We start from the raw sequence: 23,437 nt of genomic DNA, 5'->3' as shown, positions 1-23,437 counted from the left end.
GGTACCACACGGAATGCACTTGAGTTGGCTGGCCTCTGCATATACTGTACAAAAAGACAGTATATGCAGAGGTGAAGTTTATGCGCGCAGCGAACCGGGGCACCTTGAGCCAGCTACCTGGCCGTTTTGCCGTCAGCCATTCTGAATCGGATAGCCCTCCGGTGAGCCGGCCGACTCGCTATCATCGCGAAAAAGCCAGCAGCATCATCATGACCAATCGTAGTCCGGACCTGCCGTTCGAGCAGAGTATCAATCCGTATCGGGGCTGCGAACATGGCTGCATTTATTGCTATGCCCGTCCCAACCATGCCTATGTGGATTTATCACCCGGTCAGGACTTCGAGAGCGAGATTTTCTGCAAGGACAATGCTGCGGAGGTGCTTCGCGACAGCCTTCGCAAACCGTCTTACCGCTGTCGGCCCATTGTGCTCGGCACGGTCACCGACCCTTATCAGCCCATTGAGCGAGAGCGACGCATTACCCGTGAGCTGTTGCAGGTGTTGGTGGATTGCCAGCACCCCTTCAGCCTGATTACCAAAAGTACTCTGGTGCTGCGGGATCTGGACCTGATTGCGCCCATGGCCCGGGCGGGACGTGCCTCGGTGGCTGTTTCGGTCACCACGCTGGATAACCGTCTGAAAGGAGAGCTGGAGCCCCGTGCCAGCGGCGGCAAGGAGCGGTTAAAGGTGGTCCGCGAACTCAGCCGTGCCGGCGTACCGGTAACGGTGCTGGTGGCGCCGGTGATTCCCTTCATCAACGACCATGAGCTGGAAGACATTGTGCATCAGGTGGCCATGGCAGGCGCCCAGCAGGCAGGTTATGTGGTGCTGCGCTTACCCCATGAAGTCGGGCCGCTGTGGCAGGAATGGCTGGCGGACCATTACCCGGATCGGGCCGAGAAGGTCATGTCGGTAATGCGTGATCTGCATGGCGGCGCCATTTATGACAGCCGCTGGCACCAACGTCAGAGCGGGCAGGGTGCCTGGGCGCATCTGCTGCGTCAGCGTTTTGACTCCGCCTGCCGCAGTGCCGGGCTGGCGGACAGGGAGTCGCTGGATCTGGACACGGGCGGCTTTGTGCCACCCGGGCCCCATGGGCAGCTGAGCCTGTGGGGAGCCGTTTAGTAACTCTGGGTTATTTACCTTTGCCGGCCTTTCCTTTACTTTAGTGACCAGTGGTTACTAATTTGCATTGACGGTGCGCCCGCTTCCGGTGTGCCTGACAGGAGAGTCCGATGAAAGCGGTATTGATTACCGGTGCCAGCGCCGGTATTGGTGAAGAGTTTGCTCGCCAGCTGGCCACCCAGGGGCACAACCTGGTGCTGGCGGCGCGTCGTCTGGATCGATTGGAAACATTGGCCAGTGAGTTGCGCCAGCGCCATAACCTTGAGGTTGTGTGTATCGCCTCCGATTTGGCCCAGGCCGGTGCGGCAGAAAAACTGGTAGCGGATATGGCTACCCATAATGTGGAACTGACTGGCTTGATCAACAATGCCGGTTTTGGCGACCGGGGCGATTTTTCCGATCTACCACTGCAGCGTCAGCTGGACATGATCCAGGTGAATGTGACTGCCCTGGTGGATCTGACCTGGCGGTTGGTGCCACAGCTGAAAGCGTCCAGCCATTCCAGTACGGCAGGGCAGGGGGCGTTTGTGATCAATGTGGCGTCCACTGCGGCGTTCCAGGCCGGCCCGAACATGAGTATCTATTACGCCTCAAAAGCGTTTGTGCTGTCGTTTTCGGAAGGCCTGCATGAAGAGCTGAAAAAAGAGGGCGTGGCAGTGAGTGCGCTTTGCCCCGGTGCCACGGCGTCCGAGTTTGCCCAGGAAGCGAACATGACCAACACCTTGCTCTTCAAGGCCGGCACCATGACCACCGAAGCGGTGGTCAGCAAGGCGCTGGCCGGACGCCACCGCGCGATTGTGATTCCTGGCCTGAAGAACCTGTTGATGGTGTGGCTCGGCAAGCTCTCGCCCCGTATGATTACCCGCCGACTGGCTGGATTGTTACAAGCGTGAATTCTTGTCCTTTTCAACGTGCCCGTTCCCCGGAGCAGAAAGCGGAACGGCGCGCCCACATTCTGGAGGCGGCGGCGCTGTTTTTTGCCGAACAGCGGTTCGCGGCCATCAGCCTGGCGACCATCGCCCGCCAGTCCGGTGTGACCAAGGCGGCGTTGTACCGGTATTTCCCTTCTAAAGAAGCGCTGTTTCTGGCGCTCTATCTGAGTGAACTGGATGCCATGGTTGAGGCGCCTCTGCCGCAGGAGGGGCCCGCTTGGGCGGCAATCAGTGAGCTACTAATTGCCCGCCCATTGTTCTGCCGGTTGACCTCTATTCTGCATACCGTGCTGGAACACAATCTGGATGAATCACAGGCACGGGAATTCAAGCAGGCCTTGCTGGCCAGTTTTGCGCAGTTGGCTGCTCGCCTGCAGCGCGACTTTGCCCTCGAGGGTGACCAGGCCATACGTTTCCTGATGCAGGTGCAGCAATCGGTGATAGGTTGCTGGGCGGTGAGTCAACCGGCACCGGTGGTGGCCACCGTGATAAAGACGCCCCCGCTGGATGTGTTTCAGGTGGAATTCGGGGATGCACTGCGCACCCAGCTACGAGCGTTGCAGGCCGCGCTTTAAGGGTATGGCAGGATGGAGAGTATGACTGAACGGTTTGGTGTGGATTGTCTGTATGACCGGGCAGAGAAGCCTGTTGCAGTTTTGCTGCTGGCACACGGTGCCGGCGCTGCGATGGACAGCGATTTCATGAACACCATGGCCGCAGCGTTGGCATCACATTCCGTGGCGGTGCTGCGGTTTGAATTTCCCTACATGCAGCGCCGTCGTGACGAGCAACGACAATTCCCGCCGGACCGCGCACCGAAATTACTGGCGGCGTTTGCCGAGCGCGTCAGAGAAGCTCGAAGTCTGGCGGCTGAATTGTCTGAGATTCCCGATGGCGCGCTGCCACTGTGGATCGGTGGCAAATCCATGGGCGGACGCATGGCCTCCATGCTGGCCGCTGAGGGCAATGGTGTGGCCGCGCTGGATGTGGCTGGCGTTATCGCGCTGGGCTACCCCTTTCATCCGCCCGGGAAACCGGAGAAAACCCGCATTGATCACTTGCCGGCGCTGACGGCTCCCATGCTGGTCTGCCAGGGCGAGCGGGACCCCTTTGGCAAACCGGACGAGGTGGTGGGTTATGGCCTGCCGGAGCGGGTGCAATTACACTGGCTACCCAGTGGCGATCATGATTTCAAACCGCTGAAACGCAGTGGATTGCAACAACAGGACCTGATCGATGAATCGGCCAGGATGGCAGCCGCGTTCATGGCCAATGGGATGCCGGCCATCAACAGTCAGAAGGTCTGAAGTGGGGCAGGGGGCTGGGCCAAGCTGGCGAGGAAAGTTTCGCCAGCCTGGCCACGCGATGAACTCCGCGTTGGCGGTTTCTCTACTCAGCCGGGCACATTTCGGCGAGCTTACTTCTGCGGTTTTTCGCTGATCCACAGATTGATAGTGCCTTCGACCACCACGGTGCCGTCATCGCGCATGGCTTTTACGGTCACGGGCAGGTTGCCGGGCTTCCAGTCTTCCGGGTTGGCTTCTGCGGTGGCGGTAATGTTGGTGGTGGCCTTGGCGGTGTAGTTCACGTTCATGCCTTTGGGAATCCAGCGCAGGTGCTTGGGGACTGAGGCTTCAGCCATGGCGCCCATGGCGCATTCCAGTGCGTTGCAGATGGCGATGACGTGCACGGTCTGGATGTGGTTTTCCACCCCTTTGCGTTTCTTAAACGTAACCTCACAGAAATTCGGACGCAATTCAGAGATAGTGGGTGTGATGGTCGCGAAGTACGGCGCTTTGCGGCTGAAGACCATGGAGAAAAGCTTGCGCCCGGCGGGCAGCTTCAAGGCTTTTTCGTACATGTTCAGCAGGTAGTTATTACTCATGGGGCGGGCTCCTGAAATCAATGGGCTCATTCTCCACAGCCGGGGAGGCGCTGCAATGGGTTTTGGGGCGCCACGGCCCGGCCCAACTGCTACCATGGCGTCAGGATTTCAACATCAGCGGCATCAGCGAGAGGGGGAAGGGCGTGAAAGTCACACAGGCATGGAAGCGCAGTAGCTGGAAGATCAAGACACTGTTGATTCTGGTCAGCCTCTATCTGTTATACGTATTGCTGGGCTTTTTTGTTGCCCCCGGTCTCGTGCGTGACAATGCCCGTGATGCGCTGGCCCAGTTGACCGGCCGTGAAGTGGTGATCAGCGAGGTGAAGATCAACCCGCTGGCCTTGAGTGCCACCGTGAACGGGTTCGCTATCAACGATGAACAGACTGATGTCCTGTTGGGCTTCAATCAGCTTTATGTGAACTTCGAGTTGTCGTCGCTGTTTCGCTGGAGTTGGCATTTCAGTCAGGTCGACCTCGATGGCCTGACGGTGCGAGGTCAGCGCAATCCAGGTTCTGTCTTCAACTTTGACGATGTGCTTGCGCATATTGATAGCCAATTAACGGACAGTGCCGAGGACGTTGAGCCTGAGCCGGCCCCGGAAGACGCCGGGGCACTTCCCAACATTTCCGTGGGTGCGTTGGCCCTGACCAATGGCGACCTGCGCTATACCGAAGCCGCAGGCAAGGAACCCCATCAGTTGGTGCTGCCGGTGGCGTTTACGGTGACCAATTTTTCCACCGTGGCAAAAGGGGAAAACCAGAACGGTTACGCCATTCGCCTGGAAGGCCCGGATGGCGGTGCATTCGATTGGGATGGGCGTTTTGAATTCTCGCCATTCCTGGCCCAGGGCCGCTTGAGTATCGAGAAAGTGGACCTGGTGTCACTGGCAAAACTGGCCCAGGGCGAAGTGCGTTTTACCGTGCCATCCGGTGAACTGGATCTGCAGACGGACTACCTGTTCACCACGGAACCGGGCACCCGGGTGGTGGTGAGCAATGGTGAGCTGACCCTGCGTGAATTGCAGATTCAGAAACCCGGTGAAGACGCGCCCAGTGTCAGCGTGCCTGCGTTGACCGTGACGGGCATTGCCGTGGATAGCGAGAAGCAGGAAATCACCTTGCCGGAGGTGAGTCTCAGCCAGCCTGCTGTGAATGTGGTCCTGGATGCCGACGGGCTGGATCTGGCCACCTTGTTCTTGCCGGTGGACCCGGAAGAAGCGGAGCAGCGCAAACAGGAAGTGAAGGAAAAAGCGCAAGAAGCCGCAGAGCGCATTAAAGAGGCCGAGACGGTTTGGGTGACGAATCTGGGAACGCTGAAAGTGGATGGCAATACGTTCCGCTTCACTGACCGTACCTTGAATCCGCCGCAAACGGTGAGCCTGACCGACGGTGAGTTCACGCTGAAAAATCTCATCCTGGGTGAAGAAGCTACCTTTACCTGGGAGGGCAAGGCCCAGATTCAGGAGCAAGGCGCGTTGACGCACTCCGGTGAGGGCCAGTTGGCGCCGTTGTCGGTGACCGCCAAGGCGGCGCTGGCCGGGCTGCCGTTAGCACCGTTGTCGCCCTGGCTGGAGCGTGAAGCGCCGCTGAAAGTGGCTAGCGGTCAGCTGGATCTGGATTTGCAGTCTGCGGTGAAAGGCGATGGCCCGGATATTACCGTGAATGGCAGCGCCAGCATGGCCGGTTTCAATTTGCTGGAAGGCGGCCGACCTCTTATCAAGGTCAATAGGGTGCAGGTGAGCAAGCTGTCGCTGGATACCGCCGCACAGCGGGTGCGCGTTGGCGAAATCGGGCTGACGGGCATGGACATGCTGCACCAGGTGGACGCCCAGGGGCGAGATGCCTCTACCCGCATTGACGCCGCGATGCCATCGGGGAGCAGCTCGTCGAGCGCTTCATCTTCGTCTTCCTCAAAACCCTGGCAAGTGACGGTGGATCGCGTGCGTCTGATCGGCAGTCAGGTACGCCATGAAGACCTGTCGCTGAGCCCTAATTTCCGTATCGGCCTGTATCAGCTGTCGGGTACGGTGAGCAATCTGGATACCCGTCCGGGCAGCACTGCCAGGCTGGACCTGAATGCGCAGGTGGACCGGTATGCGCCGTTTTCCATCAAGGGGCGTTTGTCCCCGGAGCCATTGTCTACGGACATGGTGGTGTCGCTGAACAATTATGAAATGACCAGCCTGACGCCTTATACCGGGCTGTACCTGGGGTACAAGGTGGAGAAGGGCCAGTTGGGGGTGGATACCGAAGTCACCGTTGAGAAAAACCACCTGAACAGTGTCTCCGATATTCTTGCGGACCAGTTCTATCTGGGCGAAAAAGTGCCCAGTGATGAAGCGGTGAGGGCGCCGGTGAAACTGGGTCTGTCGGTGCTGCGCAGTCGTTCCGGTGAAATTACCTTGCCGGTGAAAATGTCCGGTGACCTGGATGACCCCAGCTTCAGTGTCAGCGGCATGATTCTGAAAGTGCTGACCAACATTGTGGTCAAGGCGGCCACGGCGCCGTTCTCCGTACTGGCCGGGCTGGCCGGTGGCGAGAACCTGGAGACCATTGTGTTCGACCCCGGCACCGCCGAGGTGGGCCCGCAAACCTCCAGTTCCTTGCAAGCCCTGGCCAAGGTGCTCACTGAAAAGCCGCACCTGCACATCGGGCTGGTTGGTACGGCCAGTGCAGAGGATCGCACCGCGCTTGCCGATCAGACGATTGGGGACGATGTGGCCGGTGATGACTGGCCGGGTATTGATGCGGCCGTGTTGGAAAAGAAATGGCGCCGCAAGCTGATCCGCCGTTACGAGTCTGACTATGACCGTGATGTGGAAACACTGGTCAGCGCGCCCCTGCCCGAGGATGACGATGAGCGGGACAGTGTACTGGCGCGCAGTGCCTGGGATGCCATGGTCACCGCAGAGGCGCCCTCAGTGGATAAGGCACAGCTGGTGGAGCTGGCACGTTTGCGTTCGGAAAATGCCAAGGCGGCGCTGGTGCAGCAGTTCCAGATTGAGCAGTCCCGGGTGTACCTGAAAGAATCCAAAGTGGATGGCGCGGTGACCGGGCTGACCCTGACGCTGGAAAAATAATCGGTGGCATTAATCTGGGGAACGGAACGGGACGGCGTGCGCTACGAGGTGAGGCGCGCGGGGCAGACTTTGCGGCTGTATGCCAACGGCGTTCAGCATTCGGAGTTTCACCCCAAGCGTTTACTTACGGGCAGCGTGTGGGATTTGCTGTGGTTGCCGGCCCTGCTACACGAACCGGCCCGGTTCCGCCGGGTGTTGGTGCTGGGACTGGGGGGCGGTTCGCTGATTCCCCCCATCCGCAAACTGCTGGATCCGGATGTATTGATGGCGGTAGAGCTGGACGGAGCACACTTGCAGGTGGCCCGCGAAGTATTCGGCATCGAGGCGTTTGGGGTGGAGACCTGGCAGGGGGATGCGCAGCAGTGGTTGCGTGATTATCAGGGGGAACCGTTCGACCTGATTATCGAAGACCTGTTTGCGCCCAGTAACGAGCAGGTTAGCCGGGCGGTGCCCGCCGATGCTGACTGGCTGGCCTGCCTGCGCGGGAACCTGTCGGCGCATGGTTCCCTGATCATGAACTTTGGCGATTGGCAGGAATACCGCGACAGCCCGGCCTCGGGCCGCCGCGCCATGAAAAGTTTCAGCAGCCGTTTCCGCTTATCATGCAGCGATTGCCATAACGCGGTGATCGCGTTTACCCGCCAGTCGGCGCGCAGCATTCACCTGCGCCGGCGCCTTGCCGCGACGCCGGCATTGAGCCATGCGAAAGCGGCAGCGCGGCTGGATTACCATATTCGCCAGTTGGACTGACCCGGGTTTGAGGTCAGTCCTTGTCCAGCATGGTCAGGGAATACAGCCCGTCATTTTCTTCGCGGGTTAGCAGCTGGTTGCTGCGGGGCTGGTCATCGTGCATGCCCACGAACAAGGCCCGGTAGGTCAATACTGCCTGCACATAATCCCGGGTTTCACGGAACGCGATGGACTCGATCCACACATCTGCCGGGACGCCGTCTTCGGCGTTCTCCAGCCAGCGATTCACCCGGCTCGGGCCCGCGTTGTAGGCGGCCAGGGCCAGCACCCGATTGCCGTTGAAATCGTCGAGGAGCTCCGCCAGATAGCGGCTGCCAAGGGTAATGTTGGTGTGTTTGTCCTGCAGGGTCTTGGTGGTGGGCTTGCCCATGCTGGCGTCTTTGGCCACCTTGCGGGCGGTGGCAGGCATCAGTTGCATTAGCCCCATGGCGCCGACCGGTGAGCGGGCCAGCGGATTGAACGCGCTTTCGCGCCGGGCCACGGCCATGGCCAGCCAGGGATCCAGGTCATGGGGTTTGGCTTCTTCCTCGAACAGCGGCAAATACGCGGGTGGAAAACGCCATGCCAGGGTGTTCCAGGCCTTGGCCTGAATGGATGCCTGTACGGCCAGGTCGTACCATTTTTGTGTAAGGGCGTAGTCGGCCAGTTCCGCCAGCTGTTCCTTGTTGCTGTGCCACATCAGCCACATCCATTCCTGATGCGCCAGGTAGGGTTCATCCTGTGCTCGCAACATGCGGATACGGGTGATCGCCGGCGGCGGCGTGAACGTGGCGGAGGGTGTGTGCTTCTGTTCGGAGAAACGGTAGGGCTCGCCCAGGCGGTCTGCGGCCAGGAAAGCGAAGAAATTACGTTGTTGGGCGGCCTGTTGATACAGCTCACGGGCCTGATCCGGCTGGTCTGTGTTTTCCAGTGCGCGGGCGCGCCAGTACAGCCAGCGGGAGTCGTTACGGTCGTCCTGGGGCAGGCGCATGACCCACTCATTCAGGGCGTCCCAATCCTGTTCAATCACCGTGCGCCTGGCGCGCTGTGCCACCAGTGAGGTCTCCGGGTGGCTCGCCAGCCAGCTATCCAGCCACTGGCGATTCGCTTCCACCCCGCGGATGGTGGAGTACCAGGCGATGCGTGTACCGGCGCGCTCGCGTAGTGCTGCGTCGGTGAGGCCCTGTTTTTTGCTCTGCGTGTCGAACCATTTGCGCGCGGCTTCGGTGTCCTTGTAGGCCCAGCGGCGCAGGCCGGCGGAGAGCAGCGCTTGACGCTGCGATGCCGGCAGGTTGCGAGGCAGGTCAACGACCTTGTCGGGGTTGCTGTACAGCGTTTGCAGCCATTCGCTGGCGGTGGCGTAGGGGCTGTTTGCCAGCATCTTGTCCAGGTAGCGCATCAACCCGGCGCTGTTGCCATCAAAGGCCAGTTGCTGGCGTTCCCAGATTTGCGCATCGCCGATGACACCCGCGTCGCGGGCGGCGTTGAACAGCGGGTCGCAATTGTTGGGGCGGGACTGGCCGGTGGCCCAGAGTTCTTTGCCCGCTTGCAGGGCGGCTTTTTTAACGGCTTGGTCGCCGGTTTCCCATTGCGCCTGGTGGTAATAGCAGCGCAGTGCTACCCCGCTGGGTGCACTGTCGGTAATGGCGAGTAGTGCCTGCCATTTTTCCGCTTTGCCGTAGGCGACAGTGGCGAGCTGACGAATATCCTGGGGGAGCGGCGAATCCGGGTACTTTTCGGCGTACTGCGTTACTTTGTCAGGGCTGAGTTGGGGCAGGGCGGCGCGCAGCCGGTGGAAGTCGAGATAGGCTTGCAGGGGGTGCTGCTCTCCCAGGGCCTGTTGCTGCCGGGAAAGGGTTTCCCAGTCATCGTTGCGTGCTGCGTCCAGTGCTTGGTGGAAGTTGTCGCTATCCGTAGCGGCAACGACCAACGAAGAAAACAGACAGCAGGCAAACAGTGCTAAAGCGCGAGTTGGCGCAGTGCGAACCATTTGTGCCTCCACATCGTCGGAATGAATGGGCCAATTCTACCGGGCTCGCTAGGCGCTTGGCGTGGTGATTATGTAAAACTTGAGCAAGACCCTACTTATGGCTCAGCGCGTGAGTATGCCGTTTGCCGTACCCGTACCCGTGTCCGGACCTGTGTGATTTGCACTATACTGCCGCCGCTGATTACCTGAGCCGGAGCCCATGGAAAATACGACCCAATTATTGCTGCGCCAGTCCGATGCCCTTGCCGGGCGAAATGTACTGGTGGTGGATGCCAACGACCCTGCACTGAAAACCCTGGCAGTGGATGCCACGGTGCATGTACATGCGGATGATTACACCATTGGTGCGCAGCAGTGGTCGCCCGCGCCCACAGTGCCGGAAGGGACAGATTTGCTGGTGCTGCCGTTGCCCAAGTCCATCGACCGGTTACGGTTTCTGCTCAACTGGCTGGCCGGTGAAATTACGGCGCCCACCGAGCTGTGGCTGATCGGCCCGGCCAAGGGTGGCATTCGTGGTGCCCTGAAATACCTGGATGCCCATGTGGATGAATCGGTGCTGGAAGATAGCGCCCGTCATTGCAAGCTCTATAGCGGTTTATTGCAGCCGGGGGAGAAGCAGTCCCTGAAAGCCTGGGGTACCGTGCTGGAGGTGGCGGATCAGGAAGCCATCAGTTACCCGGGGGTGTTCAGCCATGGCCGTCTGGACGAGGGCAGTGCGCTCCTGCTGGCGGCCATGGAGGCGCACACGCTGGGTAAGCCAGGGAAGGTGATTGATATGGGCTGCGGCGCGGGTGTGATCAGCGTTTGGCTGGCTCGTCAGGGCTGGCAGGTACAGGGCGTGGATGTCAGTGCCAGCGCCGTGGCGGCCAGCACCGATAGCCTGGCCCGCAACGGCCTGCAAGGCAGGATCATGGGCGGTGATCTGTTCTCCCCGATTCAGGGGCGCGTCGATATGGTGGTTACCAATCCGCCGTTCCATGACCGTCGCCAACGTACCACGGACATCACCCGTCGACTGATTGCGGAAGCACCTTCACACCTCAAGTCAGGTGGCGTGCTGTGGCTGGTAGCTAACCGCGAATTGCCCTATGTGCAGTGGCTGGATGATGCTTTCAGTCATGTGCAGGTGGCCAGCGAAACCACCCGCTTCCGGGTCTACCGGGCGGTGCTGTAATTAAGCCGCCCGCAGGTTGTTACAACATCCGTTCCCGGGCCATCCAGGCAATGCAGTTTTCCAGCATGGTGGCCAGCGGCACCTGATCATTAAAGCCCAGCTGTTCTACGGCCTTACTGCCGTCGGCATGCACGCGGCTGGTGATCAGAGCCACTTTTTCCGGAGTGAGGCGGGGCTCTTCACCGGTGAACAGGCTGCCGATGGGGTAGAGCTGGCCGGCCAGTTTCAGCACTGCGGGCGGCACGGTGCGCTGCGGCGCCTTGCGTCCCAGCTGGCCGGCAATGGTCTGGACCAGAGTCAGGAAACTGGCTTCCACGCCGGCAAGAATATAACGCTCACCGCAAACACCGTGCTCCAGCGCCGCAATATGGGCCCGTGCCACTTCTTCCACCGCACAGAAATTCCCGCCGCCCGGGGGCACGCCGGGCAGTTTGCCGTCGTTGATCATGCGGATCATCTGTGACCAGTTGTGGGTGTCACCGGCGCCAATAATGCCGCAGGGATTCATGATCACCGCGTCCAGCCCCTGGCGAATGCCGTTTTCCACTTCCTGTTCCGCCAGAAACTTGGTGCGGTTGTAGCCGATCCAGTCATTGGCGGCGTTGGAAGGGGTTAATTCATTGATCGGGTTGTCCTGAATGCCCCAGGCAGAGATGGACGAGGTATGAATAAAGCGGCCGGCCACGTTTTTCAGGGCCGCGCTGACCATGGCCTGGGTGCCGAGTACGTTGTCCCGGTATTGTTGCTCATTACCCCGGCGCCACAGGCTGGTGTTACCTGCTACGTGAAAAACCGCATCCGGGGCAGCGGGCATAACCAGGGCAAGTTCGGTGGCATTGTCCAGTGGTGCCTGGACGACAGATACGCCCTTCTTGGCATGTAAGGTGCTGGCATCACTGTTGGGGCGTACCAGGGCAACGACATCCCATTGTTTGTCGAGAAGCTGGTCGATGATATGCCCGCCGAGAAACCCCCGGCCCCCACTGATAAATGCCACTGGCATGGTTGGTATCCTTCTTTGGCTGACGCTTGTTTCCTCTTCTATACGCACTGAAATGGATGCTGGCAACTGCTTTGTCCGCCCGGTGACTCGCTTTTCAAAACAGCCACTTGTCGAAACCTTGACGATTTTGCTTCAACACTGGCCAAGTTGATGGGTTTTGACTATATTGCCGTTTCAAACAGGCGGGTGTAGTTCAATGGTAGAACGGCAGCTTCCCAAGCTGCATACGAGAGTTCGATTCTCTTCACCCGCTCCAGACATAAAAAAACCGCCTTTTGGCGGTTTTTTTATGTCTGGGCCAGGGAGTCTCTGAAGAACTCCTTGCGAACCAGCCTGAAAGACTGAGCACGCAAGGAGTTCTTCAGAGGCTCCCTAGATGCAAAACGCTTGATGCCGGATGCCAGACGCAATAAATCGAAAGTCACATCACTGCTGCCCTTGTTGACGCGTTCCCTGCGCCCCCAATCTTTATGCCCGCAGGGCCGTTCCAGCAAAATAGCCGTGGGGTTTTGACTTTAGGTGTTAGGCATCCAGCATCCAGCGTCGAGCTCCGGGCGTCTTGCGTTCCATCTCAAATCCCTGACCTTCCAATCACACCGAACAGGACAGGTGCCGACCGTCGAGTCGGAAAAGCGCGCGGATTTCGTATTCGCTCCCCAGTCCGCTGGCGGCATCGCTGGCGTGCATGATGTCTGGGTAGCAGTGGGCCCAGGCACAGGGTTTGACCTGTTGCTGATGTGGAGTCTGCGGGTTGCGTTTGCTGGTGGCGATAAAGGTATTCTGCTCCAGGTTGAACAGAACATAGCCCTGAAATTCGGCCCGGGCGGGAAGGCCCATTTCTTCCAGAAAATCAGACATCCAGCGGTGATGGCTATCGCTGCTCATGGTGGCCTCCTGTTTACTCCGTGCGGGCTCGCAGGCGATAGGCGCCGCACACAAGGTGTATCACCGTAAGTTACGTCAGCCGTTGCAGAGGATGGATAGGCGTTGCTTGTCGTTTTGTCGCGTTCTTGTGATTGATCTCGTGTGAAGGGAGCACTACTGGATGGGCGTTGCATGGCAGAATAGCTGTACATAAAGACAGTGTTTTGCCATGCTTGTCAGACTGTGGATTTCCGGTGTGTTGTTATGTCTGCCCTGCCTTTTTTCAGTGAGCGTATTTCTGCGGGGTTCCCGTCTCCGGCCCAGGGGTATCTGGATGAGCACCTGGATCTGAGCCGGCTATGCATCCGCCGGCCCGCGTCCACCTTCCTGTTGCGTGTGGAGGGGGACTCCATGGTGGATGCCGGTATTTTTTCCGGGGACATCCTGATTGTGGACCGCTCACTGGAAGCCGTTGCGGGGGATGTGGTGGTCGCCTCGCTGGATGGCGAATTCACGGTGAAAGAATTGCAATTGCAGCCGACACCGATGCTCAAGCCCCGCAATCCTGCCTATGCGCCGATACCCATTGGCGGCGAGGGTGTGGACCTGTTCGGGGTGGTGACGTTTTGCCTGCACGCCTTGCGGGGCGGCGGGTAACGGCCATGTTTGCCCTGGTTGACTGCAACAGCTTCTATGCCGCCTGTGAGCGCCTGTTCCGCCCGGATCTGCAGGGGCAGCCTGTGGTGGTGCTTTCCAATAATGACGGCTGCATTGTAGCCGGGTCTGCGGAAGCCAAGGCGCTGGGGGTGAAAACCGGCATGCCGGTACACCTGGCTCGCGATTTGATTGCCCGCCACAAAATCGTGGTTTTTTCATCCAACTATGCCCTTTACGGGGATATTTCCCAGCGGGTGATGGCGACGCTGGAAACCCTGGTGCCTCAGGTGGAGGTGTATTCCATTGATGAGGCGTTTCTGGATCTGTCGTTGATGGGGGAGGCCGAGCTGTTGCCGCTGGCGCAGCAGGTACGAGCGCGCATTGCCCGCTGGGTCGGGGTGCCGGTGTGCGTGGGGATAGCGCCCACCAAGGTGCTGGCCAAACTCGCCAATCACGCCGCCAAGCGCTATCCCGCCACGGGCGGTACCGTGGTGCTGACCGACCCGGCGCGCCGGGAAAAACTGCTGGCGTTAACGCCGGTGTCCCGGGTGTGGGGAGTGGGGCGCCGGTTGTCGGGGGGCCTTGAAGCGCTGGGTATCGAGACGGCACTGGACCTGACCCGGGCGGATAGCGGCATGATCCGTCGGCGGTTTTCCGTGGTGCAGGAACGGCTGGTGCGGGAGCTGAACGGGGAGCCCTGTCTGTCTCTGGATACGCAGCCTTCGCCGCGCCAGCAAGTGATCCATTCCCGTTCTTTTGGTGAGCCGGTAACCGCCTTGCCGCCGTTACGTCAGGCGCTGAGTGACTTTGCTTTCCGGGCCATGGAGTCCTTGCGCAAGGAGAATTTGTACACTGGCCGGGTAACGGTCTATTTGCGCACCGCCCCGATGGGCAAGCCCCAACAATTGTTCCCCGATACGCTTAGTGCCGCCTTTTCGCCCGCCGCGGCGGACACCCGCGTGGTGGTGCATCAGGCGCTGGCCTTGCTGGCGCAGTTATGGAAACCAGGGTACCGCTACGGAAAAGCCGGAGTGATTCTCACCGACTTGCGCGGACGTGATCAGATCCAGGATGGATTGTTTGCGCAGCAAGGGGAACCCGATGACAGGGGCAACGCCTTGATGACGGTAATGGATACGATTAACCAGAGCGGTGCCGGCAAGGTGTGGTTGGCGGGGCGGGGCATGCAGACGGATCAGCGTAGTGCCTGGGCCATGCGCAGGGCGCACCTGTCTCCGGCCTATACCAGTCGCTGGTGTGATTTGCCGGTGGCACGCTAGCAGGCGCCTTTGTGCATGAGTGTCAGGGAGCCCGCTTCGGTATTTCCACGTCGATGAGGATCCGGTCCAGCGGCGTTGGGTGTTGGCCGTGGGCCTGCATGGCTTGATGTCCATTATCACAGATGAGCGGGGTGAGCCCCAGAGAGCCGCGCCGGCCACTTTGAAGGCCAGCGGGCTCTGTCGGTAATGGGGTGTGGCTTACTGGTTGGCCACCGCGGTCATGTTTACCCGATCCAGCATACGCTCTTCGATACGGTCCAGGCGTGCTCGACAGTCGCGGAAGGTGCGGCTGATGCAAGTGGTATTGGCCACCATATCCAGTTTCGGCCAGGTCGCCTGCTCGCCTTTGCGGATATAGTTCCGCACATCTTGCAGCGTGGGGTTATTCAGAACACGCAGGGCGTTGAGCGGCTGGCGGGGCGGGATCATGTTGATGTCGCCGATATACTTCTGCGTCACCATGCTCTTCGCCTTGTCGATCATCAGCCCCATGTCGTTGGATGCCACCCGGCGCTGCACCAGCTGCAGGCCATAGCGCAGGTTCATGGAGACGTTGCGCAGGGCCCAGTCGCCCAGGGTGCTGAGGGAGCTGTCGGTGTTTTCGTTGCGAGACAAAAACGGCACCACATGGGGGTTGGTCTGGCTGACGATGGAGTGGTTGACCCCGTAAAGGCGAGCCAGCCGGCGAATGGGCAGGTCGTCGACGATGGAGCCGTCAACAAACTTGCGGCCGGGGATGTAGGGAACCCGTTCGCCGTCGATGTTCTTTGCCCACAGGGAAACCGGCGGGTAGATGCCGGGAATCGCACAGGAAGCCAGCGAAGCCTTGCGGATCAGCACATTGGGCGAGGTGCGCCAGTTCAGCAGGCGCGCGTGCTGGTTGCGGTCATAGGGGCTCACGGTAATGTTGATTTCGCGCCCGGTGTGTCGATAGGCCTCTTCGAAGGTCATGTCGGTGATGTTTTCTTCCAGGCAGGCTTCCAGATGGTCGCCGTCCAGAACCGGGGTGCCGCGTACCAGACCTTTCCAGCCCAGCACCTTGAAGGCTTCCAGATAAATGTTTTCTGGCTCCAGTTTCACCTTCAACTCTTCATCGTTGTGAGTGCCTACCACTGAGCCGATGATGCTGCCGGCACTGGAACCGGATATCACCGAAGGCAGCAGGTTCTGCTCCCACAGGCAGCGGGCCACCCCAATATGGAACAGGCCCAGGGCTGCGCCGCCGGACAGCATCAGGCAGCTTTGTCCGAAGGCCTGGCCGGTGGTTTCAAAGAAATCGAGTTTTTCTTTCAACCCGAATTCCTTGAAGTTGCTGTCGCACAGATAGTTCAGGGCGGTGGAGACTTCAGTCAGGTAGTTTTCGATCAGGCGTTTGGTACCCACGCGGCTGTGTTGATAAAGGCGCGGGTTGGAAATGTTGCCCAGATTACCGTGCAGGCCTTCGTGCAAATGGAAGACCAGCTTGTTCACGTCGTTGCGTTCACGGGCCTGGCGAATCTGCCAGAGACGGTTACGAATCAACTCGTAATCGTAATAGGGGGAACGGTCCACTTCCTTCCATTCGTCGGCGCCGGAAAGGCGGTCGTGTTCCTGGCTGGCTTCATACCATTCGTCGTAGGTCGTCGCGTTATCGATGGCGCGTTCGAGCTGCTTGAGGGTGCCTTTCATTGAGGCTCTCCACCATTCATTGTTGTCATTGAGTAATGTCAGTATAGACAGGAGAGAGGGCCAGGTTTAAGTGTTTGTAGGACAAAAAGCACAGTGGCGCAGATAAAAGTGTCTGTTTTTATGAGTGTATTTGCGCATTGCCAGGCTTGGCCCGGTATTGGCCCGGAGTCATGGCGGTGTGGCGTTTGAAACTGCGCTGGAAGGAACGGATATCGGAATAGCCCAGGGCGGCGGCGATATCGGCCTGGGGCAAGGTGGTGGTGGTGAGCAGGTGACGTGCCTGTTTCAGGCGCACGTCATCTAGCAGTTTTTGCCAGCTCTGGTCTTCGTCGGCCAGCCGGCGATGCAGGGTGCGTACATTCATGCCCAGCCGCTCGGCAACGGTTTCCTTGCGGGGCAGGGAATGGCCAATGGCATCCTGAATACACTGTTTGACCCGCTGGCTGAGATTGGTGTCCACACCCAGTTGGTTCAGTTGCTGGATGGCATGGGCTTCCAGCGTGGAGAGCAGCAACGGGTCCGGTTGGCGTATGGGCTGCTGCAATAATTGCGGCGCGCCGACCAGGGCGGAACAGGGTTGTTCGAACAATACATCGCAGAGAAACACGCGCCGGTATTCCTCTACCTGTGCCGGTGGAGGGGTGGGGTGTTCCAGCCAGACCTGTTCCGGTGCCAGCAGATCGTTGCCGGTGAGCCAGCGGGAGTAGCGCACCCAGGAGCCGAGAACGTTATCGATCAGATGTTGACGTGCGGGCTGCTGGCGATACAGGCAATCCCAGCGGATGGCTACCTGGTGGGCATCGACAGTGGTGTCTGTGGTGCCCATGTCGCCGACCAGCTTTTCGTACAGGCTGACCTTGGATAACGCTTCCTGAAGCGTGCTGGCACTCATGGCGATATAGCCGATCACATTGTAGGAACCGGGCTGCACAAATTCCGACGTGTGTAGCCCGAACAGGGGATCGGCGGACTGCGTGATAAGGGCGTGCAGCAGGGTCTGAAAATCCTGCCCATGGATGCGGGTATCCGGTTTCTGGATATGGCTGGGGTCCAGGTTGGCCTGCTGTAGCGCTGCAGCGGTATCCAGCCCACGGGCTTGCCCGTGAGCCAGGTACTGCTGGAGTGCTGCGCTGCAAATCTGGCCCAGTGCGTCCATGGAGATGCCCGATCAGTTCAGTTCAAAGGTGATTTGTACCTGAGCGGAAATCTCGGTTTCGCCGGCCCGGTAACTGTCTGCGGCACCGCTTTCCTTGCTGCGAGCCATCATCATCACCGGTTGCGGGTGGTGGATACCCTGAGCGGTGATCTGGAAGGCTTCACCCAGATCGCGGTCGGCGGCTTCGGCAATAATTTCTGCCCGTTGGCGGGCATCGGCCACGGCTTTTTTCAGTGCCTGGTTGCCCAGCTCGTCGCGGTTGCTGACCTCAGCGCCAGTGGGGCGGATGTTACGTACGCCCTGTTCTGCCAACCCTTCCAGCAGCTCGGCATAGGTTTCAAGGCCATCGACCTTGAAGCTCACGTCGCGGCTGACCTGATGGCCAATCAGTTTGCGCTCGGGTTGGTATTGCCATTGGGGAGAGACACGCATGGTACTGGCAGTAACGGATTTTTCTTCAATATCCAGATCATCGGCCAGATCCAGCATATTGCCGACGGCGTCGTCCACGCGGTCTTTCATGTCGGCAATATCATCGCCATTTTCACTGGCGGTGGCGACCACGGTGAAGCGATCCGGTTGGGCGTTGATTTCGCCGCTACCGGACACGGTAATGCTGTCGCGGGTGGTATTGATGGTGGTGTTGTCGCAACCGGTCAAAGCCAGTGTGCCAGCGATCAACAGGGTCGCAGCGGATACAACTTTCATGATATCTCCTTGTACTGCCGTGCAGGCGGCAAAGCTCTATTTTGCTGATCGGTCAGGTTTACGCAACTCATCTCGCACAAACCGTTTAAACGAATGGTTTCCCTTACAAAACGCAGGGCAAAGGTCCCCTTGGTTGTTGGTCCGTTAGCCCCTATCATCGCAGCTCGTGAGGCAGAGGCAATCGGTGAGTACAGTCATGAGTTCAGCCATGGATAAATCGGAGCAGCAGATTCGACAGCACCTGGGCGATTTTATTCCCGAGGATCTGGGTGTCAGCCTGAATCAGGTGAATGGCATCAGTGCGTTTCAGTTGAGCGATGCTGCCGTGACGGCCACGGTGACTCTGGGTTATCCCTGCGACAGTATTCGTGACGCGCTGATTGATGCCATTCACGCCCACATGGCCCCGGTGCTGGAGCAGCGCTCCCTGTCAGTGACGGTGGAAAGTCGCATTGTGCCGCACCGGGCGCAAAGCAGCCTGCCGGCGCGGGACCAGGTCGCTAATATCATCGCCGTTGCGTCCGGCAAGGGCGGGGTGGGCAAATCCACTTCGGCGGTGAATCTGGCGCTGGCATTACAGGCGGAGGGCGCCCGTGTTGGGTTGCTGGACGCGGACGTGTTCGGGCCCAGCCAGCCGTTGATGCTGGGGCTGCCCGACGGTACGCGCCCACAAGTGCTGGAAGGCAAATTCTTTGTGCCGGTGGACGCCTACGGTTTGCAGACCATGTCCATGGGGTACCTGACCACAAAGCAGACACCGGTGGTGTGGCGTGGGCCCAAGGCCAGCGGCGCGCTGGTGCAGATGATGGAACAGACCCGCTGGCATGAGCTGGACTATCTGTTGGTGGATTTGCCCCCCGGCACCGGGGACATCCAGCTGACGCTGGCCCAGAAAATCCCCGTAGCCGGTGCCGTGGTGATTACCACGCCGCAGGATATTGCGTTGCTGGATGCCATCAAGGGCGTGGAAATGTTCCGCAAGGTGGACATCCGGGTGCTGGGAATCCTGGAAAACATGGCCATGCATGTCTGTAGCCAGTGCGGGCATCAGGAGGCTATTTTCGGTCAGGGCGGTGGCGACAAGATGGCAGCGGATTATGACACTGAGGTGTTGGCTGCGCTGCCATTGTCCCTGCGCATCCGCGAGCAGGCAGACAAGGGCGAACCGGTGATGCAGGCGTTCCCCGACAGTGACGAGGCTGCACTTTACCGGGCAGCAGCCCGGCGCCTGGCGGCCCGGCTATCACTGACGGAAGTCGGCAAGCGGGCGTTTCCCAGTGTGACGCAGCATTGAACAAGAGCCCGATGAGGGGGCCGGTCGGCTGCGTCAGACATCTGGCATCCGGCGTCCGGCGTCTATACCATTGGCCGCTTGCACGCTAACCACTTTGGAACATTGAGGCGTAAATGACTATTAAATCGGATCGCTGGATTTCCCGCATGGCTGCTGAGACAGGCATGATCGAGCCATTTCAGGCCGGGCAGATTCGCGCGGATGAGAACGGCGAAAAGCTGATCTCCTATGGCGTCTCCAGCTACGGCTACGATGTGCGCTGTGCCGACGAGTTCAAGGTGTTCACCAATATCCACTCCGCCACGGTGGACCCGAAAGCGTTCGATGAACGCAGCTTTGTGGATGTGAAGGGGGAGTATTGCATTATTCCGCCGAACTCTTTTGCGCTGGCCCGCACGGTGGAATATTTTCGCATTCCCCGAAATGTGCTCACCATTTGCCTGGGCAAATCCACTTACGCACGGTGCGGCATTATCGTTAATGTCACGCCGCTGGAACCCGAGTGGGAAGGGCATGTGACGCTGGAGTTTTCCAACACCACGACGCTGCCGGCAAAAATTTATGCCCACGAAGGCGTGGCGCAGATGTTGTTCTTCGAGTCCGATGAGGTGTGTGAAACCTCCTACATGGATCGGGGCGGCAAGTACCAGGGCCAGCGTGGTGTGACCCTGCCACGGGCCTAGTCTGCAGCAGCCTGGGAATCAGCGGGCGTTGATTCGGGTTCCAGTTCCGGGCCGTTGTAGTCGATCATGATCATCTCGGCTTTCAACAGGGTGCTCTCAATGTGTTTTGCCTGCACCACCATGTAATCCAGCTGCGGCGCTACCCAGAACAGGGTGCGCCGTTTTTCTTTGCTGTCCCCGGTGCGCTTCTTTTCCACCAGCAGGGTATCCAGTTTGCCCAGCGGTGTTTTCAGGATTTCCCTGTCGATCACTTCAAAATGATGCTCGCGCACTTTGTCGCCGTACACGCTGGTCACCGAGTAAGATTTGTCGCCGGTGGCAAACACGCAGCGCCCGCGTAGCAGAATCGTCAGCTCATCCAGTGTGTCGTCGGGAATATCCAGGCTTTCCTTGTCGTCTTCGGATTCGTTGTGCACCCGTGGCGGGTTCCACTCAAAATCCATGTGGTGGAAGCGCCGCTGACCGAACCCTTTGAACTCATGCACGTAGCGCGCTGTGCGGGGCTGGCAGTCACGCCAGTGAAAATAGCTTTCCTCGGTGTTGCTGAGCAGAAACGATTTCGCCTTGAGCAACATATGGTAGTAGTCGTCGCCCTCTGCCGGTTCCAGCACCAGTTCGGCTTTGACTGGGGTAGGCAGCTTGTTCACATAAATACGGAACTCGGCAGAAAAGGGGGCCAGGGGTTCGTTGGCTGTGGCCAGGCTGCTGGCCAGCACCAGCAAAAGTGAAATCAACCGCACGCTCAGAGTCCTTTCAGTGATTGCAGGGTCATCAGGTGTTCGCCATCGTCGTTCTTCTGCATCAGCTGCACCAGCGTATAGTCATGACCCGGTGCGAACCACATGTAGGTCTGCCGGTCGCTGTTCTTGCCGCGTTGGCGCTGCACTTTCAGTGTTTTCACCTTGTCGCCGTCGATGGTCAGTGTTTCCGCGCCAGTGACGGTGTAGTGGTGGGTTTTCTGCGCACGTTCATCGGCCACCTGCAGTTCTATTTCTTTGGCGCCGTCGCGCAATTCGCACTGCAGGGCCAGGGAGACGGAGAGTTCATCGGTGGCGTTGTCGCTCACGTCGTAGCTGCGCATGGGTTTGTCGGTACGTTCGCTGGCGGCCACGCCGGTCTGGCGATCAATATGCAGCTTGGCCTCTTTGACCTTGCCCAGTCCGCGGCGCTCGTAACCGTAGTAATTGCTCAGCGGGGTGCAGCCTTGCCAGTTGAACAGGGCGGTTTCGCGAATCTCGCCGAGCCAGTTTTTGGCGTGGACTTCCATTTTCCAGAGCCCGTCCTGAACCTGGCTGAGAGAGCGGGTGGCGACGATGCTGAATGGAATGCCTTCGCTTTTCAGGCGGTAGTCCAGACGGAACGGTGATGGCGTTTCGTCCCCGGTGGCGGCGGAAGAAAAGGCCAGATTCGCCAGCAGGATACCAGCGAAAATCAGGGGTGTGCGTAGAGGGTTACGCCAGTGCGTAACCCTGCGCAGGGAGTGGCTTCCCATCCAGTAGGACTCCGTTGTCAGTCAGTTCCAGTCTATCTCGTGCCCGCCATTGCAGCACTTGAGGATAGAGCAGGTGTTCGCGTTGTTGTACACGCTTGGACAGGGAATCAACGGTATCGTTCGCATGCACCGCAATGGGGGCCTGGGCAATCAGTGGGCCGCCATCCAGCTCTTCAGTGACGAAGTGAATGGAGCAGCCGTGTTCGCTGTCGCCGGCTTCCAGGGCGCGGGCATGGGTATTCAGCCCGCGATATTTGGGCAACAGGGACGGGTGGATGTTGATCAGTTGCCCGGCGTAATGGCGGACAAAGACAGCTGAAAGGATGCGCATGAAACCGGCCAGCACGACGGTATCCGGGGCGTAGGGGGTGAGCACCTCGATCATGGCCTGGTCGAACTGCTCCCGGTCCGGGTAGTCGCGATGATCCAGGCTGGCGGTGGGGATGCCCGCCTGTGCGGCCCGCTCGAGGCCGGCGGCGTTGGCGCGATTGGAAAATACCACGGCAATCTCGGCGTCGAGGGTACCTGTTTTTTGGGCATCCATGATCGCTTGCAGGTTGGTGCCTGAGCCGCTGATCAATACCGCCAGCTGGTGTGTCACTCTGGCAGTCCGTCCAACACTACGTCCGGCTCGCCGTCGCCGGCCTGGATTTCGCCGATCAGGAAGGCGTTTTCGCCTTCGGCTTCCAGCAGGGCGAGGGCGTCGTCCACGTGGCTGGCGGGGACAGCGATGACCATGCCGACGCCGCAGTTGAAGGTGCGGTACATCTCAAAGGCGGGTACCTGGCCTTCCTGCTGCAACCATTGGAACACGGCGGGGAATTCCCAGCTCTTGGTGTCGATCACGGCACGGACGTTGTCCGGTAGCACCCGCGGCAGGTTTTCTGGCAGGCCTCCGCCAGTGATGTGTGCCATGGCGTGGACTGGCACCTGTTCAATCAACTTGAGCAGGGGCTTAACGTAAATGCGGGTGGGTTCCAGCAGGTGCTCGATCAACGGCTTGCCGTCCAGATCGATGTCAGTGTCTGCCTGGGCCATGATGCGGCGGATCAGGGAGTAGCCGTTGGAGTGAGGGCCGGAGGCGCCCAGGGCGATCAGCTTGTCGCCGGCTTCCACCTTGCTGCCATCCAGTACGCCGTCTTTTTCCACCACGCCGACGCAGAAGCCGGCCAGATCGTAGTCTTCGCCCTCGTACATGCCGGGCATTTCCGCCGTTTCGCCGCCGATCAACGCGCAGCCAGCCAGTTCGCAGCCTTCGCCAATACCGGTGACCACGCTGGTGGCGATTTCCACGTCCAGCTTGCCGGTGGCGTAGTAATCCAGGAAGAACAGGGGTTCGGCCCCGCCCACGATCAGGTCGTTAACGCACATGGCGACCAGGTCTACCCCCACTTTTTCATGACGGTTGTGGTCGATGGCCAACCGCAGCTTGGTACCCACACCGTCAGTACCTGCCACCAGAACCGGGTTTTTGTACTTGGTGGGCAACTCGCAGAGGGCGCCGAAACCGCCGAGACCGCCCAGCACTTCCGGGCGACGGGTCCGCTTGGCAACAGGGGCGATGCGTTTAACCAGCTCGTTACCGGCGTCGATATCGACACCTGCGTCACGGTACGTCAGTGGCCGTTTCTGTTCGGTCATGGGGGGCTCCGGGTTGGTGAAGGCGCGTATTCTAGCAACGGGCCTGCCTGCTGGGGAACCTCTGCGTGACGCCTTGG

General features: G+C 59.6%; 22 protein-coding genes and 1 tRNA gene. 12 read left to right on the top strand and 11 right to left on the bottom strand.

What is annotated here, in order from left to right; all coding sequences use genetic code 11:
* The first annotated feature begins 80 nt into the window (after positions 1–80).
* The 4 genes from F1529_RS14335 to F1529_RS14320 all read left to right on the top strand — a co-directional run bounded on the left by F1529_RS14335 (position 81) and on the right by F1529_RS14320 (position 3,363).
* Positions 81–1,124 (top strand): PA0069 family radical SAM protein, encoded by a 1,044-nt coding sequence (locus tag F1529_RS14335; protein ID WP_155135632.1) that lies wholly within the window; start codon positions 81–83, stop codon positions 1,122–1,124.
* Between the two features lie 110 nt (positions 1,125–1,234).
* Positions 1,235–2,017 (top strand): SDR family oxidoreductase, encoded by a 783-nt coding sequence (locus F1529_RS14330; protein ID WP_155135629.1) that lies wholly within the window; start codon positions 1,235–1,237, stop codon positions 2,015–2,017.
* Positions 2,014–2,631, top strand: a complete 618-nt coding sequence (locus F1529_RS14325; RefSeq protein WP_370457036.1) for a TetR family transcriptional regulator — start codon at positions 2,014–2,016, stop codon at positions 2,629–2,631. The genes F1529_RS14330 and F1529_RS14325 overlap by 4 nt, the downstream gene beginning before the upstream one ends.
* Positions 2,632–2,652: 21 nt before the next feature.
* The gene (locus tag F1529_RS14320) at positions 2,653–3,363 is read left to right on the top strand and encodes an alpha/beta family hydrolase (protein ID WP_196220410.1); all 711 of its coding nucleotides are present in this window, start codon (positions 2,653–2,655) and stop codon (positions 3,361–3,363) included.
* A 110-nt stretch (positions 3,364–3,473) separates the two neighbouring features.
* Here the strand turns inward: F1529_RS14320 and F1529_RS14315 are convergent, their stop codons facing one another.
* A complete protein-coding gene (locus tag F1529_RS14315) occupies positions 3,474–3,941 on the bottom strand; it encodes a hotdog fold domain-containing protein (RefSeq protein WP_007151282.1) in 468 nt (155 codons plus the stop codon).
* A 143-nt stretch (positions 3,942–4,084) separates the two neighbouring features.
* Between F1529_RS14315 and F1529_RS14310 the strand changes: the two genes are divergently transcribed.
* Positions 4,085–7,021: a DUF748 domain-containing protein gene (locus tag F1529_RS14310; protein WP_370457035.1), complete on the top strand. Its 2,937-nt coding sequence runs from the start codon at positions 4,085–4,087 to the stop codon at positions 7,019–7,021.
* Between the two features lie 3 nt (positions 7,022–7,024).
* Entirely contained in the window at positions 7,025–7,771 is a 747-nt protein-coding gene (locus tag F1529_RS14305; RefSeq protein ID WP_370457034.1) for a hypothetical protein, read from the top strand.
* Between the two features lie 13 nt (positions 7,772–7,784).
* On the opposite strand, the gene F1529_RS14300 is transcribed toward F1529_RS14305, so the two are convergent.
* On the bottom strand, positions 7,785–9,740 hold the full coding sequence (locus F1529_RS14300; RefSeq protein WP_155135623.1) for a transglycosylase SLT domain-containing protein: 1,956 nt from the start codon (positions 9,738–9,740) through the stop codon (positions 7,785–7,787).
* Positions 9,741–9,939: 199 nt separating this feature from the next.
* On the opposite strand from F1529_RS14300, the gene F1529_RS14295 reads away from it, so the two are divergent.
* Complete coding sequence (locus F1529_RS14295; RefSeq protein ID WP_007150282.1) at positions 9,940–10,914, top strand: methyltransferase; 975 nt, start codon at positions 9,940–9,942, stop codon at positions 10,912–10,914.
* 19 nt (positions 10,915–10,933) lie between these two features.
* Here the strand turns inward: F1529_RS14295 and F1529_RS14290 are convergent, their stop codons facing one another.
* Positions 10,934–11,917: an NAD-dependent epimerase/dehydratase family protein gene (locus F1529_RS14290; protein ID WP_007151323.1), complete on the bottom strand. Its 984-nt coding sequence runs from the start codon at positions 11,915–11,917 to the stop codon at positions 10,934–10,936.
* Between the two features lie 182 nt (positions 11,918–12,099).
* On the opposite strand from F1529_RS14290, the gene F1529_RS14285 reads away from it, so the two are divergent.
* A tRNA-Gly gene (locus F1529_RS14285) sits at positions 12,100–12,173 on the top strand.
* A 335-nt stretch (positions 12,174–12,508) separates the two neighbouring features.
* Here the strand turns inward: F1529_RS14285 and F1529_RS14280 are convergent.
* Positions 12,509–12,802: a hypothetical protein gene (locus tag F1529_RS14280; protein ID WP_155135620.1), complete on the bottom strand. Its 294-nt coding sequence runs from the start codon at positions 12,800–12,802 to the stop codon at positions 12,509–12,511.
* Between the two features lie 243 nt (positions 12,803–13,045).
* Here F1529_RS14280 and umuD point away from each other — a divergent pair, with 243 nt between their 5' ends.
* Together umuD and umuC are read left to right on the top strand one after the other, a co-directional pair.
* On the top strand, positions 13,046–13,438 hold the full coding sequence (gene umuD, locus F1529_RS14275) for a translesion error-prone DNA polymerase V autoproteolytic subunit (RefSeq protein WP_007149267.1): 393 nt from the start codon (positions 13,046–13,048) through the stop codon (positions 13,436–13,438).
* A gap of 5 nt (positions 13,439–13,443) precedes the next feature.
* Positions 13,444–14,718 carry a translesion error-prone DNA polymerase V subunit UmuC gene (umuC, locus tag F1529_RS14270; RefSeq protein ID WP_155135617.1) on the top strand — a complete coding sequence of 425 codons (1,275 nt, stop codon included), beginning with the start codon at positions 13,444–13,446 and terminating at the stop codon, positions 14,716–14,718.
* A gap of 198 nt (positions 14,719–14,916) precedes the next feature.
* On the opposite strand, the gene F1529_RS14265 is transcribed toward umuC, so the two are convergent.
* The 3 genes from F1529_RS14265 to F1529_RS14255 form a co-directional block, all read right to left on the bottom strand.
* Positions 14,917–16,386, bottom strand: coding sequence for a DUF3336 domain-containing protein (locus F1529_RS14265; RefSeq protein WP_007150439.1), 1,470 nt, complete (start codon positions 16,384–16,386; stop codon positions 14,917–14,919).
* A 118-nt stretch (positions 16,387–16,504) separates the two neighbouring features.
* Positions 16,505–17,542, bottom strand: coding sequence for an AraC family transcriptional regulator (locus F1529_RS14260; RefSeq protein ID WP_155135614.1), 1,038 nt, complete (start codon positions 17,540–17,542; stop codon positions 16,505–16,507).
* A gap of 12 nt (positions 17,543–17,554) precedes the next feature.
* The gene (locus tag F1529_RS14255) at positions 17,555–18,250 is read right to left on the bottom strand and encodes an SIMPL domain-containing protein (protein WP_007149105.1); all 696 of its coding nucleotides are present in this window, start codon (positions 18,248–18,250) and stop codon (positions 17,555–17,557) included.
* Between the two features lie 208 nt (positions 18,251–18,458).
* Between F1529_RS14255 and apbC the strand changes: the two genes are divergently transcribed.
* Both apbC and dcd read left to right on the top strand, forming a co-directional pair.
* A complete protein-coding gene (apbC, locus tag F1529_RS14250; protein WP_230457803.1) occupies positions 18,459–19,544 on the top strand; it encodes an iron-sulfur cluster carrier protein ApbC in 1,086 nt (361 codons plus the stop codon).
* Between the two features lie 113 nt (positions 19,545–19,657).
* Positions 19,658–20,227, top strand: coding sequence for a dCTP deaminase (gene dcd / locus F1529_RS14245; protein WP_007150841.1), 570 nt, complete (start codon positions 19,658–19,660; stop codon positions 20,225–20,227).
* Here the strand turns inward: dcd and F1529_RS14240 are convergent.
* Genes F1529_RS14240 through purM form a run of 4 tightly spaced genes read right to left on the bottom strand, consistent with a single transcriptional unit; the run spans position 20,224 to position 23,360 of the window.
* Positions 20,224–20,967: a DUF3108 domain-containing protein gene (locus F1529_RS14240; protein ID WP_370457033.1), complete on the bottom strand. Its 744-nt coding sequence runs from the start codon at positions 20,965–20,967 to the stop codon at positions 20,224–20,226. The genes dcd and F1529_RS14240 overlap by 4 nt on opposite strands.
* Before the next feature lie 2 nt (positions 20,968–20,969).
* Entirely contained in the window at positions 20,970–21,719 is a 750-nt protein-coding gene (locus F1529_RS14235) for a DUF3108 domain-containing protein (RefSeq protein ID WP_007150810.1), read from the bottom strand.
* Entirely contained in the window at positions 21,679–22,320 is a 642-nt protein-coding gene (purN, locus tag F1529_RS14230; RefSeq protein ID WP_370457032.1) for a phosphoribosylglycinamide formyltransferase, read from the bottom strand. The genes F1529_RS14235 and purN overlap by 41 nt, the downstream gene beginning before the upstream one ends.
* Positions 22,317–23,360 carry a phosphoribosylformylglycinamidine cyclo-ligase gene (gene purM, locus F1529_RS14225; RefSeq protein WP_155135605.1) on the bottom strand — a complete coding sequence of 348 codons (1,044 nt, stop codon included), beginning with the start codon at positions 23,358–23,360 and terminating at the stop codon, positions 22,317–22,319. The genes purN and purM overlap by 4 nt, the downstream gene beginning before the upstream one ends.
* Positions 23,361–23,437 lie beyond the last annotated feature (77 nt).

The organism is Alcanivorax sp. VBW004 (genome assembly GCF_009718865.1).
GTDB lineage: Bacteria > Pseudomonadota > Gammaproteobacteria > Pseudomonadales > Alcanivoracaceae > Alcanivorax.
This window is presented reverse-complemented; position numbering and strand designations above follow the sequence as displayed.

Excerpts from the sequence above, each read along its gene's own strand:
- F1529_RS14335 (WP_155135632.1), top strand. The coding sequence starts at position 81 with ATGCGCGCAGCGAACCGGGGCACCTTGAGCCAGCTACCTGGCCGTTTT.
- F1529_RS14330 (WP_155135629.1), top strand. The coding sequence starts at position 1,235 with ATGAAAGCGGTATTGATTACCGGTGCCAGCGCCGGTATTGGTGAAGAG.
- F1529_RS14320 (WP_196220410.1), top strand. The coding sequence starts at position 2,653 with ATGACTGAACGGTTTGGTGTGGATTGTCTGTATGACCGGGCAGAGAAG.
- F1529_RS14315 (WP_007151282.1), bottom strand. The coding sequence starts at position 3,941 with ATGAGTAATAACTACCTGCTGAACATGTACGAAAAAGCCTTGAAGCTG.
- F1529_RS14300 (WP_155135623.1), bottom strand. The coding sequence starts at position 9,740 with ATGGTTCGCACTGCGCCAACTCGCGCTTTAGCACTGTTTGCCTGCTGT.
- F1529_RS14295 (WP_007150282.1), top strand. The coding sequence starts at position 9,940 with ATGGAAAATACGACCCAATTATTGCTGCGCCAGTCCGATGCCCTTGCC.
- F1529_RS14290 (WP_007151323.1), bottom strand. The coding sequence starts at position 11,917 with ATGCCAGTGGCATTTATCAGTGGGGGCCGGGGGTTTCTCGGCGGGCAT.
- F1529_RS14280 (WP_155135620.1), bottom strand. The coding sequence starts at position 12,802 with ATGAGCAGCGATAGCCATCACCGCTGGATGTCTGATTTTCTGGAAGAA.
- umuD (WP_007149267.1), top strand. The coding sequence starts at position 13,046 with ATGTCTGCCCTGCCTTTTTTCAGTGAGCGTATTTCTGCGGGGTTCCCG.
- umuC (WP_155135617.1), top strand. The coding sequence starts at position 13,444 with ATGTTTGCCCTGGTTGACTGCAACAGCTTCTATGCCGCCTGTGAGCGC.
- F1529_RS14265 (WP_007150439.1), bottom strand. The coding sequence starts at position 16,386 with ATGAAAGGCACCCTCAAGCAGCTCGAACGCGCCATCGATAACGCGACG.
- F1529_RS14260 (WP_155135614.1), bottom strand. The coding sequence starts at position 17,542 with ATGGACGCACTGGGCCAGATTTGCAGCGCAGCACTCCAGCAGTACCTG.
- F1529_RS14255 (WP_007149105.1), bottom strand. The coding sequence starts at position 18,250 with ATGAAAGTTGTATCCGCTGCGACCCTGTTGATCGCTGGCACACTGGCT.
- apbC (WP_230457803.1), top strand. The coding sequence starts at position 18,459 with ATGGATAAATCGGAGCAGCAGATTCGACAGCACCTGGGCGATTTTATT.
- dcd (WP_007150841.1), top strand. The coding sequence starts at position 19,658 with ATGACTATTAAATCGGATCGCTGGATTTCCCGCATGGCTGCTGAGACA.
- F1529_RS14235 (WP_007150810.1), bottom strand. The coding sequence starts at position 21,719 with ATGGGAAGCCACTCCCTGCGCAGGGTTACGCACTGGCGTAACCCTCTA.
- purM (WP_155135605.1), bottom strand. The coding sequence starts at position 23,360 with ATGACCGAACAGAAACGGCCACTGACGTACCGTGACGCAGGTGTCGAT.